Below are 14,581 nucleotides of genomic sequence, written 5' to 3'. Positions count from 1 at the left end.
TTGGGAGGGTAGAAATGGCAGACTTGAAACGGACCCAGCCGCTGGCGCGCGATGCCATGGCCTATGTACTGGCCGGCGGCCGTGGCAGCCGCCTCAAGGAACTGACCGACCGGCGCGCCAAGCCAGCCGTCTATTTCGGCGGCAAGACGCGCATCATTGACTTCGCGCTCTCCAATGCCCTCAACTCTGGCATCCGGCGCCTTGGCGTCGCCACCCAGTACAAGGCGCATTCGCTGATCCGCCATCTGCAGCGTGGCTGGAACTTCCTGCGGCCCGAACGAAACGAGAGCTTCGACATCCTGCCGGCCAGCCAGCGCGTTTCGGAGACGCAGTGGTACGAGGGCACGGCCGACGCCGTCTATCAGAACATCGACATCATCGAGGCCTATGGACCCGAATACATGGTCATCCTCGCCGGCGACCACATCTACAAGATGGACTACGAGATGATGCTTCGCCAGCACGTCGACGCCAATGCCGACGTCACCGTCGGCTGCCTCGAAGTGCCGCGCATGGAAGCCACCGGCTTCGGCGTCATGCATGTCGATGGCAAGGACAACATCATCGCCTTCGTCGAAAAGCCCGCCGATCCGCCCGGCATTCCCGACAAACCGGAATTCGCCCTGGCATCGATGGGCATCTATGTGTTCAAGACCAAGTTCCTGATGGAGCAGCTGCGCCGCGATGCCGCCGAGCCGGGCTCGAGCCGCGACTTCGGCAAGGACATCATTCCCTATATCGTCCAGCACGGTAAGGCGATCGCGCACCGCTTCGCCAAATCCTGCGTCCGCTCGACCGCCGAGAACGAGGCTTACTGGCGCGATGTCGGAACGGTCGATGCCTATTGGGAAGCCAATATCGACTTGACCGACATCACGCCGGAACTCGACCTCTATGACCGCGACTGGCCGATCTGGACCTATGCCGAATTGAAACCGCCGGCGAAGTTCGTGCATGACGAGGATGGCCGCCGCGGCTCGGCGGTCTCTTCGCTTGTCTCGGGCGACTGCATCGTCTCGGGCGCCTCGCTGAAGAGGAGCCTGATCTTTACCGGCGCGCGCATCAATTCCTATTCGACGCTGGAAGAAGTCGTCATGCTGCCCGACGTTCATGTCGGCCGGAACGCAAAGTTGAAGCGCGTGGTCATCGACCATGGTGTTAGGATACCGGAAGGGCTGGTGGTGGGCGAAGATCCCGCTCTCGACGCCAAGCGTTTTCGGGTCTCCGAGAAAGGCATCTGCCTGGTCACCCAGGACATGATCGACAAACTGGGGCTATAGGACTGACAGGATCGGATTGTAGGCGCATGCAGGTTCTGTCGGTCACGCCCGAGATTTTCCCGCTGATCAAGACCGGTGGGCTTGCCGACGTGACCGGCGCGTTGCCTGTCGCACTGGCAGCCAAGGGCGTGACAATGCGCACGCTCATCCCGGGCTTTCCCACCGTGATGGCCGCCTTCAAGAAAAAGCGGGCGGTCCTGCAATATCCCCTGCTGCAAGGCGGCAAGGCTTCCGTTCATGCCGTCCAGCTTGCCGGGCTTGACCTGTTCGTGCTCGACGCGCCGCATCTGTTCGACCGCCCCGGTGGTCCCTATGGCGATGCCAGCGGTGGTGACTGGCCCGACAACTGGCGGCGCTTCGCGGCGCTGAGCCAGGTGGGCGGTGACATCGCCGGTGGTGCCATCTCGGGCTATCAGCCCGACATCGTCCATGCCCATGACTGGCAGTCGGCGATGACCCTGGCCTATATGCGCTACGGCAAGGCGATCGGCGTCCCCTCAATGATGACCGTCCACAACCTCGCCTTCCAGGGCCAGTTCGGCGCCAGCATCTTTGGCGAGCTTGGCTTGCCGGCGGTGGCAATGGCGCTCGACGGCGTCGAATATTACGGTGGCGTCGGGTTCCTCAAGGCCGGCCTGCAGGCAGCCTGGGCGATCACCACGGTCAGCCCAACCTACGCGCAGGAAATCCGCTTGCCGGAATTCGGCATGGGTCTCGACGGCCTCATCAACATGCGCTCCAGCGATCTCTATGGCATCGTCAACGGCATCGATACCGCCATCTGGAACCCGGAAACCGACAAGCATCTGGTATCGAACTACACGGCCAGGACGCTGAAGGCGCGCGCGTCAAACAGGGTCGCCGTCGAGGACCGTTTCAGCCTCGATCGCGACGACAGCCCGATCGTCTGCGTCGTCAGCCGCCTGACCTGGCAAAAGGGCATGGACATACTGGCGCTGGTGATCGATGGCATCGTTGCGACCGGCGCGCGCCTGGCCATACTGGGCTCGGGCGATGCTGGCCTCGAAGGCGCGCTGCTTGCCGCCGCCGCTAGACACCGTGGCCGCATTGGGGTCGTCATCGGCTACGACGAGGCGCTTTCGCATATCATGCAAGGCGGCTGCGACGCCATCGTCATTCCCTCGCGCTTCGAGCCCTGCGGGCTGACGCAGCTTTACGGCCTTCGCTACGGCTGCGTGCCGGTGGTTGCTCGTACCGGCGGCCTGGCAGATACCATCATCGACGCCAACGAGGCTGCCGTCTCGGCCGGCGTCGCGACCGGCTTCCAGTTCGCGCCCAACAATGGCGGTGCCTTGCTGCACGCCATGCGCCGCCTCGTCGACGCACATGCCAGTCCGGCGGTCTGGGAATCGTTGCAACGCCAGGGCATGAAGGCCGATGTGTCGTGGGACAAGAGCGCGGAAAAATATGTTGAACTCTATCGCTCGCTGCTTTTGAAAAGGGTTGCCTGAAGCATGATACGGACCGTTCCCACCAAGCCTTATTCCGATCAGAAGCCCGGTACTTCGGGCCTGCGCAAGAAGGTGCCGGTGTTCCAGCAGGAGCACTATGCCGAGAACTTCATCCAGTCGATCTTCGACGCGCTGGACGGCTTCAAGGGCAAGACCCTGGTGATCGGCGGCGATGGCCGCTTCTATAACCGCGAGGTCATCCAGAAGGCGATCGCCATGGCCGCCGCCAACGGCTTCGGCAAGGTGATGGTCGGGCAGGGTGGTATATTGTCAACGCCGGCTGCCTCGCATGTCATTCGCAAATACAAGACCTTCGGCGGCATCATCCTGTCGGCCAGCCACAATCCGGGCGGCCCGCATGAGGATTTCGGCATCAAGTACAATGCCGGCAATGGCGGCCCGGCGCCGGAAAAACTGACCGACGCGATGTTCGAAAAAACCAAGACGATTTCGAGCTTCAAGACCGCCGACATCGAGCCGATCGACATCGACACGATAGGCACGGTCAAGGCCGCCGGCATGACGGTCGAGGTCATCGATCCCGTCGCCGACTACGCCGAGCTGATGGAAAGCCTGTTCGACTTCGAGGCACTGCGCAAGCTGTTCAAATCGGGCTTCCGCATGCGCTTCGATGCCATGCACGCGGTGACCGGTCCCTATGCCAAGGAGATCTTGGAAAACCGGCTTGGCGCGCCCAACGGGACCTGCCGCAATTTCAAGCCGCTGCCGGATTTCGGCGGCCATCACCCGGATCCGAATCTCGTCCATGCCAAGCACCTCTATGACGAAATGATGGGACCGGACGCGCCGGATTTCGGCGCTGCTTCCGATGGCGACGGCGACCGCAACCTGATCATCGGCAAGGGCATTTTCGTCACCCCGTCGGATTCGGTCGCCATGCTTGCCGCCAACGCCCGCCTGGCGACCGGCTACAAGGACGGCCTGAAGGGCATCGCCCGCTCGATGCCGACCAGCGGCGCCGCAGACCGCGTCGCCCACAAGCTCGGCATCGGCATCTATGAAACGCCGACCGGCTGGAAGTTCTTCGGCAATCTGCTCGATGCCGGCATGGCGACGATCTGCGGCGAGGAGAGTGCCGGCACCGGCTCCAACCATGTCCGCGAAAAGGACGGCCTGTGGGCGGTGCTTTTGTGGCTCAACATCCTTGCCGCGCGTGGCGAAAGCTGCAAGCAGATCGTCACCGAGCACTGGGCGACCTATGGCCGCAACTACTATTCGCGCCACGACTATGAGGAGGTCGAGAGCGATCGCGCCAACGCGCTGGTCGACGAACTGCGCGCCAAGCTCGGCTCGTTGCCCGGCACCAGTGTGCGCGGCATGACAATCGCCAGCGCCGACGACTTCGCCTATATCGACCCGGTCGACGGTTCGACCAGCGAGCACCAGGGCATCAGGGTTCTGTTCGAGGGCGGTTCGCGCGTCGTCTTCCGGCTATCGGGTACCGGCACGTCGGGCGCGACGCTGCGCGTCTATATCGAGCGCTACGAGCCGGACAAGTCGAGGCATGATCTCGACACGCAGGCCGCACTTGCCGATCTGATTGTCGCGGCCGATGATATTGCCGGGATTCGCAGCCATACCGGCCGCGCCAAGCCGAGCGTCATCACCTGATGCCACCGAGAACTGCGGCCAATCAGCGGCCGCGATTTGGCGGACTTGTTTCGGACGGTGGCATCCGCTTCGCCGCGTGGTCGCAAGCGGCCAGGCGGCTGTGGGTCTCCATCTTCGACGAGCACGGCAGTCGGGAAATCGAACGGCTTGAGCTGCAGCCGGAAGGCGAGGGCGTCCATGCGCTGTTCGTCCCGGGCCTTGGTCCCGGCACTCGCTACGGATTTCGCGCCGACGGCGACTATGCGCCGGAGCGTGGACTGTGGTTCGACCCCGACAAATTGCTGACCGATCCCTACGCCATCGAGATCGACAGGCCTTACGCCCATGATTGGCGGTTGGCCCACCGTCGGGGGAAGGGGGCGATACCGCCCCTCTGATGCCGAAGGCGATTGCCGGGGCCTTGCCGAAACCGGTGCAGGCGTCGCCGCCGCTCTTCCGGGCCGGCGGCCTGATCTACGAAGTGCCGGTGCGTGCCTTCACCATGCGCCACCCCGACGTTCCGGAAAAGCTGCGTGGGACGGTTGCTGCCCTCGCTCATCCGGGGGTTATCGAGCATCTTAAAAAACTCGGCGTAGGCGCCGTCGAACTGATGCCGGTGACGGCGTCGATCGACGAGCGGCATCTGCCACCGCTCGGGCTGCGCAACGCCTGGGGCTACAATCCCGTCACCTTCATGGCGCTCGATCCACGTCTTGCGCCGGGTGGCATCATGGAATTGCGAAACACGGTCGCCGTGCTGCGCGAAGCCGGCATCGGCGTCATCCTCGATCTCGTCTTCAACCACACCGGCGAGAGCGACAGGCTCGGCCCGACGCTGTCGCTGCGCGGCTTCGACAATCAGGCCTATTACCGGCATACATCGGACGGCAGGCTGGCCAACGACACCGGCACCGGCAATACGGTTGCTTGCGACCACCCTGTCGTCCAGGAAATGATCATCGACGCGCTTCGCCATTTTGTTCGTGATGCCGGCGTCGATGGCTTCCGTTTCGACCTGGCACCTATTCTGGGGCGGGTGGAGGGAACATTCGATACCGAGGCGCCACTGTTGAAAGCGATGCGCCAGGACGCGCTGCTGGCCGACCGCGTGCTGATCGCCGAGCCCTGGGACATCGGTCCGGATGGCTACCAACTCGGCAATTTCCCGCCGTCCTTCCTCGAATGGAACGACAAGTACCGCGACGATGTCAGACGCTTCTGGCGCGGCGACGCCGGCATGGTCGGCGCATTGGCGACACGGCTTGCCGGGTCGTCCGATGTGTTTGCCAAGGCTGGCCAACACACCAGCCGCAGCGTCAATTTCATCGCCGCCCATGACGGCATGACGCTGGCCGACACCGTGCGTTACGAGCGCAAGCACAACGAGGCCAATGGCGAGCAGAACCGCGATGGTCACAATGAGAACCTGTCATGGAACAGTGGCGTGGAGGGCGACACGGACGACCCGGCCGTATCGGCGGCCCGCCTGAACGACCACCACGCGCTGCTAGCCACGCTGTTTGCCTCGCGCGGCACCATCATGCTGACCGCCGGTGACGAATTCGGCCGCACCCAGCACGGCAACAACAACGCCTATGCGCAGGACAATGAGATCACCTGGCTCGACTGGGCCGGGCGCGACCAGGCCCTGGAGCGCTGCACGTCGCTGCTCGCGGCGTTGCGGCGCGCGGTGCCCGCGCTTTCCGACACTCGCTTCCTCACCGGCCAGTCGCCGGCAGGTTCAGGGACGCCAGACGTCGCATGGCTGACCGAGACAGGCGCGCCGCTCGACGAACAGAGCTGGCAGGACCCGCAGAGGCATCGTCTGGTCATGATCCTGGGTGGCACCGCCGATGACGGGCGCCGCCCGGCGGTGGTCATCAACGGCGATCGCCGGGCCTGCATGTTCACCCTGCCCGGGCGCGAAGGGTTTTTCTGGGCGCCAGCCCTCGAAACAGGCGAGGCGGTGGACATCTCGGGTCCGGTATCGGGGCGTACGGTGATCTTCATGATCGAACGAGCAGCCCTAGAGGTTGGCTCAAGGGAGAAACGCAATGGCGGCAAGTGAGGGGTCCGAATGGTGGCGCGGCTGCGTCATCTACCAGATCTATCCGCGCTCCTTCCAGGATACGACCGGCGACGGCAGTGGCGATCTGCGGGGCGTCACATCGCGGTTGGCTCATGTCGCCTCGCTTGGCGTCGACGCCATCTGGCTGTCGCCCTTCTTCAAATCACCGATGGCCGACATGGGCTACGACGTGTCGGATTACTGCGATGTCGATCCAATGTTCGGCACGCTGGAGGACTTCGACGCGATGATCGCCGAGGCGCACCGCCTCGGCCTGAAGATCATCATCGACCAGGTGCTGTCGCATTCATCCGACAAGCACGCGTGGTTTGTCGAAAGCCGCGCCAGCCGCGACAATCCCAAGGCCGACTGGTATGTCTGGGCCGATACGAAGCCGGATGGCGGCGCCCCCAACAACTGGCTTTCCGTCTTCGGTGGCCCGGCCTGGGAGTGGGACTCGACCCGCCGGCAATATTACATGCACAATTTTCTCGCCTCTCAGCCGGATTTGAATTTACACAATCCGGAGGTTCGGGACGCGCTTCTGGAAACGGTGCGCTTCTGGCTGGAGCGCGGCGTCGACGGCTTCCGCCTCGATACGGTCAACTACTATGTCCACGACCTCTGGCTGCGCAGCAATCCGCCCTTGGCGTCGAGCGTCGCCGGCACCAACAACGAGACCAACACCTACCTCTACCAGGAGCATCTGTTCGACAAGACGCAGCCGGAGAACCTGACGTTCCTTCGGCGCTTCCGGGCGCTGCTCGATGAGTACGAGGACCGTGCCGCCGTTGGTGAGATCGGCGATGAAGGCCGCTCATTGCAGACGCTCGCCGCCTATACGTCCGGCGGCGACAAGCTCCATATGTGCTACACATTCGATCTGCTTGGCCCACAGTTCTCCGCGGCGCATGTGCGTGGCTGCGTCGAAGCCTTCGAGGCGGCCGTTTCCGATGGCTGGGTCTGCTGGGCATTCTCCAACCACGACGTGGTGCGCCATGTCAGCCGTTGGACAAGGCCAGACAGCGACCCCGGCGCGGTCGCAAGATTCTCGATCATGCTGCTGTGCTGCCTGCGCGGATCGATCTGCCTCTACGAGGGCGAGGAACTCGGCCTGGAGGAGGCGGAACTCGCCTTCGAGGACTTGCGCGATCCCGTCGGCATCCGCTTCTGGCCAGGCGTCAAGGGCAGGGATGGTTGCCGCACGCCGATGGTCTGGGAAGCCGGCGCCGACAATGCGGGGTTCTCTACCGGCAAGCCATGGCTGCCGGTACCGGCCAGCCATCGCGCCCGTGCGGTCGACGTCCAGAATGCCGACATCGCCTCGGTGCTCACGTTCTATCGGGCCGCGCTGGCTTTGCGCCGAGAGCATGAGGCATTGATAACAGGCTCGATCCGCTTTCTCGACGCGGAGGGTGACGTGCTCGCCTTCATCCGCGAAGGTGGCGGTGAAAGACTGCTTTGCGTCTTCAATTTCGCCGGAGTGCCTGCCAATTGGCCGTTGCCGCGGGATATCGGGTCGGCAGCAAGGCTTGGCGGCGATGCCGTTGTCGTGGAGGAAGCCGGGTTGTCGTTGCCCGCGCTCGGCTGCTTTCTTGGCCGACTTGACTGATCTGGCGTCTCGGCCGTCTAAAACTGAACGAGAACCGAGCGTCCGCAGGTCGCGCCGGTGACGCGCGCACCTCCGGACCGCGTCCGCGGCGATCTGCTGGATCGAATTGGCGGCGCCGAAATATGTATCGTGTGCAACCATTCCGAGCAAAAGGCGATGAAAAGCAGCGAGAGCAAGGCGGATTCGACCGCTGAAGTTCGAGATTCTTCTTGAGATTTCCATATTCTATGGCGAATTGTCGATGGTCTGCTTGGTATGTTACTCATAGTCGCCATGCATCTGGAATGGGAACCGTACAGAAGGTAGTCATAATGTAACCTGAGGTTGCTCAGGAGCGCATAGACACATTCCGGCAAACCGATGCGGCCTGTGAAAAATGGCGTCGAGGTGAGGAAACCAAGTCAAGCTTCTGGTTTCGGCGGTGTTTCGGGCGCCGCGCCACAGCTTTCGTGCCGCCTTACTTTGGGTGAACCAGAGAGTCTGTTGAAATAATAAATCTCCGCGTTAGTGTCTGGGCACCAGCCGCCGGAAGGGAACCGGCGGCGCGCTCAAAGGGGCCAGATATCGGTCTCGGGGCGTCAACACTTAAAGGCGAGCCGACGGCAGCGCCGACAGGGAGAACTTCATGCTGAAAAACATGCTGAAGGCGACGGTGTTCGCCACAACCATGGCTGCGGCCGCCGGCGCGTTTTGCACGCCGGCTTTCGCCGAGAGCGTCTATAACAGGGGCACCGCCGCCGAATCGGAATCGGTCGATCCGCACAAGACCTCGACGGTGTATGAAGCCAATGTCTTGCGTGACCTGTTCCAGGGACTGGTCATGCAGGACGCGAAGGCAAACCTCATTCCGGGCGCCGCGGAAAGCTGGACGGTTTCCGATGACGGCACCGTCTATACGTTCAAGCTGCGCAAGGACGGCGTCTGGTCGGATGGCAGCCCGGTGACGGCCGAAGACTTCGTCTACGCTTTCCACAGGCTGGAAGATCCGGCGACCGGCGCCGAATACGCGTCCATGCTCTATCCCGTGAAGAACGCCGAGGAAGTCAACACCAAGAAGGGCAAGCCGGAGGACATGGGTGTCAAGGCGATCGACGCCACCACTCTGGAGGTGACGCTCAAGGCGCCGACGCCTTACTTCCTGGAGATGTTGACCCACCAGGCGACCTATCCGGTCAGCAAGGCCTCCATCGAAAAGCTCGGCGCCGACTGGATCAAGCCGGGTAATCTGGTTTCGAACGGTGCCTATACGCTGGCCGAGTGGGTCCCCAACGATCACATGAAGCTGGTCAAGAATCCGAAATTCTGGGACGCCGCGAGCGTCAAGTTCGATGTGGTCAACTACATTCCGACCGAAGACCGCTCATCGGCGATGAAGCGTTTCGAGGCTGGCGAACTCGACAGCTACGACGATCTGCCGACAGAACAGCTCGCCGACCTCAAGACCAAGTTTGGCGATCAGATCCACGTCGGACCGTATCTCGGCACCTACTATTATGCGATCAAGACCGACAAGGCGCCGTGGAACAACCCTGAACTGCGCAACGCCATCTCGATGGCGATCGACCGCGATTTCATTGCCGAAAAGGTCTGGCAGAACTCGATGCTGCCCGGCTATTCGATGGTGCCTCCCGGCATCGAGGGCTACACGCCGGCGATGGCCAAGTATGCCGACACGCCGCAGATCGACCGCGAGGACGCAGCCAAGAAGATCCTCGAGAAACTTGGCTACACACCCGAGCACCCGCTGAAGATGGAGATCCGCTACAACACCTCGGAAAACCACAAGAACACCGCGGTCGCCATCCAGGAACAGTTGAAGCCGCTTGGCGTCGACGTCACGCTGCTCAACACCGACACCAAGACCCACTACTCCTTCCTTGAACAGAAGGGCGACTATGACGTGGCGCGTGCCGCCTGGATTGCCGACTACAAGGATCCGGAGACCTTCCTCGGCATCTCGCGCAAGGCGAGCGGCAACAACTATTCGAACTACAACAGCCCGCAATATGAGGCGGCCATGGACAAGGCCGCCGCCGCCGGCGGCAAGCCCGAAGAGCGCATGAAGGAACTCTCCGAGGCCGAGCGCATCCTCGTCGACGACGTCGGCCAGATACCGCTTCTCTACTACAGCTACCACGATATCGTTTCCTCGAAGCTGCACGGCTTCGTCGACAACGTGATGGACGTGCATCCGTCCCGCTTCGTCAGCAAGGACTGATCCCTGGCCAAGCCGCCGCGCACTGAGTGCGCGGCGGAACTGGTTTGCCACCGCATCGGCCCGGGAACCGGAATCGATTTTCGGAAAGTTCGGTGCGAAGATTGAAGGCTGGAGCGCACGTGTCCAAATGGACGCGCGTTGCTCCGGATCAAGCGGGGCACCGATGCTGCGATATGTATTCCGGCGGCTTCTGACCGCCATTCCGACGCTGTTCGTCATCGTGACCATGGCGTTCTTCCTGATGCGCGTCGCGCCAGGAGGGCCATTCAACCAGGAGCGGGGGCTGAGCCCCGAGATCAGGGCCAATCTCGAAGCCCAGTTCGGTCTCAACGATCCGCTCTGGCTGCAATTTGTCCACTATCTCGGTAACCTGTTGCGCGGCAATTTCGGCCCGAGCTACAACATGCCGGATTTCACCGTCACCGAACTGTTTGCCAAGGGCCTGCCCATTTCGGTTCAACTCGGTGCCTCGGCGTTGATCCTGGCGCTGCTGCTCGGCAGCGTGCTCGGCACCATTGCCGCGCTCAACCAGAACAAGCTCGGCGACTATACGGTGATTGCGCTGGCAACCGCCGGCAGCACCATCCCCACCTTCGTCATCGCGCCGGTGATCCAGCTGCTGTTCGGACTGACCTGGAAGCTGCTGCCGATCGGCGGCTGGGGCGATGGCGCCTTCATCAACAAGATCGGCCCGGTGCTGACGCTTGCCTTGCCGCAGATCGCCATCGTGGCCCGCCTGATGCGCGGTTCGATGATCGAATCGCTGCGCTCCCATCATATCCGCACGGCCCGCGCGCTCGGCCTCTCCGACTGGTCGGTGGTGGTCAAGCACGCGCTGCGCGGCGCGATCCTGCCGATCGTCTCTTTCACGGGCCCGGCAGCCGCGGCACTGCTGACCGGCTCGGTCATCGTCGAGACGATCTTCTCCATTCCAGGCGTCGGTCGTTATTTCGTCGATGCCGCGCTCAACCGCGACTACACGCTGGTGATGGGAACGGTGGTGGTGATCGCCATCTTCACCATCGTCTTCAACCTGATCGTCGACGTCATGTACGCGGTCGTCGACCCGAGGGTGCGCTATGACTGACATCGCAGCCACAGCTCCCGCCGTCGTTGGCCGCTCCCTGTGGGGCGATGCCTGGGCACGCCTCAAGGCCAATCGCGCCGCCATGTTCAGCCTGTACTACCTTGCGCTGATCGGTATCGTCAGCGTGTTCGGGCCCTGGTTCGTGCCGCATCAGTATACGACCATCTATGCCGACTATGTGCGCATGCCGCCGAGCCTTTCGGCCTATCCGAAGCCCGACATGATCGAGACGGCGCTCACCGAGGCGATCAAGCGCATGCGGGTCGACGTCAAGGAGTGGCATCAGGAAGGCAATCAGGTCTTCGTCACCGTCAAGTCGACCAAGCCGATCGACGATCGCAACATCCGCTATCTCGACCGCTCCGATGCGTTTGACGACACCAAGATCGAGAGCAAGTCGACCGACGGCCTCGAAGTGACGATGAGTGCGTCGATCAAGCAGCAGTACTTCCTGTTCGGCACCGACAACACCGGCCGCGATCTCCTCTCGCGCACGCTGATGGCCGGGCGCATATCACTGGCCATCGGCCTGCTTGCCGGCGTCGTGGCCGTGGTGATCGGCGTGCTCTATGGTGCAGCGGCCGGCTTTGCCGGCGGCAAGGTCGACGAGGTGATGATGCGCATCGTCGACGTGCTCTATTCGCTGCCCTTCATCTTCTTCGTCATCATGCTGGTGGTGTTCTTCGGCCGCAACTTCGTGCTGATGTTCCTGGCCGTCGGAGCCGTGCTGTGGCTCGACATGGCGCGTATCGTGCGCGGCCAGGCGCTGTCGATCCGCCGCCAGGAATATGTCCAGGCGGCGGAGGCGATGGGCGTCGGCCAGCGTGGCATCCTGATCCGCCATGTCATCCCCAACCTGCTCGGCCCGGTGGTGATCTACATGACGCTGCTGGTGCCGCAGGTCATCATCCTGGAAAGCTTCCTGTCGTTCCTTGGCCTCGGCGTGCAGGAACCGATGACCAGCTGGGGCGTGCTGATTTCGGTCGGCGCCAAGAACATCGGCACCGCCAACTGGCTGCTCCTGTTTCCCGCCTTCTTCCTCGTCTCGACGCTGTTCGCCCTGAACTTTGTCGGCGACGGCCTGCGCGACGCGCTCGACCCGAGAGATCGATAAAGATGGGGATCGCTGAAATGGCTGCTTCTGAAACGATCCTCAGCGTCAGGGACCTGCGCGTCCGCTTCCGCACGCTCGATGGCGCGGTCGAGGCGGTGAAGGGCATCAACATCCACGTCAACGCGGGCGAGACGGTGGCCGTGGTCGGCGAATCCGGATCCGGCAAAAGCCAGACGATGATGGCGGCGATGAGCCTGCTGGCCTCGAATGGCGAAGCCACCGGCAGTGTCGACTACCGCGGCCGCAACCTTCTGACACTGAGCAAGTCCGAGTTGAACAAGGTCCGCGGCGCCAAGATCAGCATGATCTTCCAGGAGCCGATGACCTCGCTCGACCCGCTCTATTCGATCGGCAACCAGCTGATCGAACCGATCCGCCGGCACCGCGGGCTGGGTGCGGCCGAGGCGTATGAGGAGGCGCTAAAGCTGCTGCGGCTTGTGCATATCCCGGATCCCGAGCGGCGGATGAAATCCTATCCGCACGAGATGTCCGGCGGCCAGCGGCAGCGCGTCATGATCGCCATGGCGCTCGCCAACGATCCCGACATATTGATCGCGGACGAGCCGACGACGGCGCTCGACGTGACCATCCAGGCGCAGATCCTGATGCTTCTGGCCGAATTGCAGCGCAAGCTCGGTATGGCGATCGTCTTCATCACCCACGATCTCGGCATCGTTCGCCGCTTCGCCGACCGGGTCTATGTCATGCGCCAGGCCGAGGTTGTCGAGGAGGGCGAGGCGGAAGCCATCTTCGTCAACCCCCAGCATGCCTACACCAAGATGCTGCTGGCGGCCGAGCCCACTGGCCGCAAGGCGGCGCCGCCCGCCAACGCGCCCGTGCTGCTCGAAGGCAGGAATGTCGAGGTAACCTTCAGGATCGGCGGCGGTTTTCTCGCCGGCGAGCCGCTGATGCTACGTGCTGTCGACCACATCTCGATCCGGCTGCAACGCAACCAGACCATCGGCATTGTCGGTGAATCGGGCTCCGGCAAATCGACGCTTGGCCGCGCCCTGCTGCGGCTGTTGCCGAGCGACGGCCTCATCCGTTTCGGCGATCGCGACATTTCCACTGCCGACCGGCAGGCGATGCGGCCGCTGCGGCGCGAGATGCAACTTGTCTTCCAGGATCCGTTCGGCTCGCTGTCGCCACGCATGACCGTCGGCCAGGTCGTCACGGAAGGACTTCTGGTGCACGAGCCGAACCTTTCGGGCAAGCAGCGCGATCAACGCGCGGTCGAAGCCTTGCTCGAGGTCGGCCTCGATCCCAACGCGCGCAACCGCTATCCGCATGAATTTTCCGGCGGGCAACGGCAGCGCATCGCCATCGCGAGGGCCATGATCCTGAAGCCCAAGCTCGTGGTGCTGGACGAGCCGACCTCGGCGCTTGACCGCTCGGTACAGAAACAGATCGTCGAATTGCTGCGCAAACTGCAGACCGACCACGAACTGTCCTATCTGTTCATCAGCCACGATCTTTCGGTCGTGCGCGCCATGGCCGACTACATCATCGTCATGAAGCAGGGCAAGATCGTCGAGGAGGGGCCGACCGAGGCTATCTTCAGCAATCCGCAGCACGTTTACACGCAGACGCTGATGGCCGCGGCGATCGATGTGACGCGGTTTCGGCTGAGTGCCTGAACGCCGCCAGGCACCCAGGCAGCGCCTCAGTCCGTTGACTTCGCGCACTTTCGTGCGCGCACGCTGACAATGGCGTCTTGCTGCTGCTTCAGCCTGTCGATCCTGGCCGTTTCACGGTTTGCTACGGCAGTCTTCACGCGAGAACCACCCAGCAGCCATTGTGGAACGCCGGTGTTTGCGACCTTGCCGCGAGTGATTGCGGTTTGCGAGATGTCGCGGGCGATGCTTCCCAGCGCGCTGTTGAGCTCGGTGCAGGTCATGCTTTCATATTTCGCCGGATCGACGGTTTTGCCGATCGATGAGCAGCCGGCAACGAGAAGCAGCGCAACTACCAGAACCGGGCGCGAGGCCGTCGTTGAAATCAGAGTCATGTCCGCACCCGGCTCGCCAGTTTCACTGGCTCCATCATAGCCATCGCACTACCTAGAGCCGACAGCCATTTTCGTCAAAGTCTGCCATCGCGATGGAATGGCGGCCTGAAC

The 14,581-nt window shown here is 62.7% G+C and carries 9 protein-coding genes and 1 pseudogene; 9 read left to right on the top strand and 1 reads right to left on the bottom strand.

The genetic code is table 11. The features are described 5' to 3' along the window. Positions 1-14: 14 nt before the first annotated feature. From glgC to AC56QQ_RS24015, 9 genes and pseudogenes are all read left to right on the top strand, one after another. A complete protein-coding gene (gene glgC / locus AC56QQ_RS24055) occupies positions 15-1,280 on the top strand; it encodes a glucose-1-phosphate adenylyltransferase (protein WP_091585919.1) in 1,266 nt (421 codons plus the stop codon). A 26-nt stretch (positions 1,281-1,306) separates the two neighbouring features. Continuing rightward, on the top strand, positions 1,307-2,752 hold the full coding sequence (glgA, locus tag AC56QQ_RS24050; protein WP_497123632.1) for a glycogen synthase GlgA: 1,446 nt from the start codon (positions 1,307-1,309) through the stop codon (positions 2,750-2,752). Between the two features lie 3 nt (positions 2,753-2,755). After that, the gene (locus tag AC56QQ_RS24045; RefSeq protein ID WP_497123631.1) at positions 2,756-4,384 is read left to right on the top strand and encodes an alpha-D-glucose phosphate-specific phosphoglucomutase; all 1,629 of its coding nucleotides are present in this window, start codon (positions 2,756-2,758) and stop codon (positions 4,382-4,384) included. Continuing rightward, positions 4,384-6,431, top strand: a pseudogene (glgX, locus tag AC56QQ_RS24040) (glycogen debranching protein GlgX). Before AC56QQ_RS24045 ends, glgX begins: the two are co-directional and overlap by 1 nt. After that, the gene (gene bglA, locus AC56QQ_RS24035) at positions 6,418-8,043 is read left to right on the top strand and encodes a beta-galactosidase BglA (RefSeq protein ID WP_497123630.1); all 1,626 of its coding nucleotides are present in this window, start codon (positions 6,418-6,420) and stop codon (positions 8,041-8,043) included. The pseudogene glgX and the gene bglA overlap by 14 nt, the downstream one beginning before the upstream one ends. Positions 8,044-8,668: 625 nt before the next feature. Next, positions 8,669-10,261: a peptide ABC transporter substrate-binding protein gene (locus AC56QQ_RS24030; RefSeq protein ID WP_497123629.1), complete on the top strand. Its 1,593-nt coding sequence runs from the start codon at positions 8,669-8,671 to the stop codon at positions 10,259-10,261. A gap of 163 nt (positions 10,262-10,424) precedes the next feature. After that, positions 10,425-11,348, top strand: coding sequence for an ABC transporter permease subunit (locus tag AC56QQ_RS24025; RefSeq protein ID WP_497123628.1), 924 nt, complete (start codon positions 10,425-10,427; stop codon positions 11,346-11,348). Then, on the top strand, positions 11,341-12,462 hold the full coding sequence (locus tag AC56QQ_RS24020) for an ABC transporter permease (RefSeq protein ID WP_497123627.1): 1,122 nt from the start codon (positions 11,341-11,343) through the stop codon (positions 12,460-12,462). The genes AC56QQ_RS24025 and AC56QQ_RS24020 overlap by 8 nt, the downstream gene beginning before the upstream one ends. Before the next feature lie 17 nt (positions 12,463-12,479). Then, positions 12,480-14,099, top strand: coding sequence for an ABC transporter ATP-binding protein (locus AC56QQ_RS24015; RefSeq protein WP_497123626.1), 1,620 nt, complete (start codon positions 12,480-12,482; stop codon positions 14,097-14,099). A 26-nt stretch (positions 14,100-14,125) separates the two neighbouring features. Here AC56QQ_RS24015 and AC56QQ_RS24010 read toward each other — a convergent pair whose 3' ends face one another. After that, positions 14,126-14,470, bottom strand: a complete 345-nt coding sequence (locus AC56QQ_RS24010; protein ID WP_497123625.1) for a hypothetical protein — start codon at positions 14,468-14,470, stop codon at positions 14,126-14,128. Positions 14,471-14,581 lie beyond the last annotated feature (111 nt).

This window comes from Mesorhizobium sp. RCAM 05099, assembly GCF_059683685.1.
This window is presented reverse-complemented; position numbering and strand designations above follow the sequence as displayed.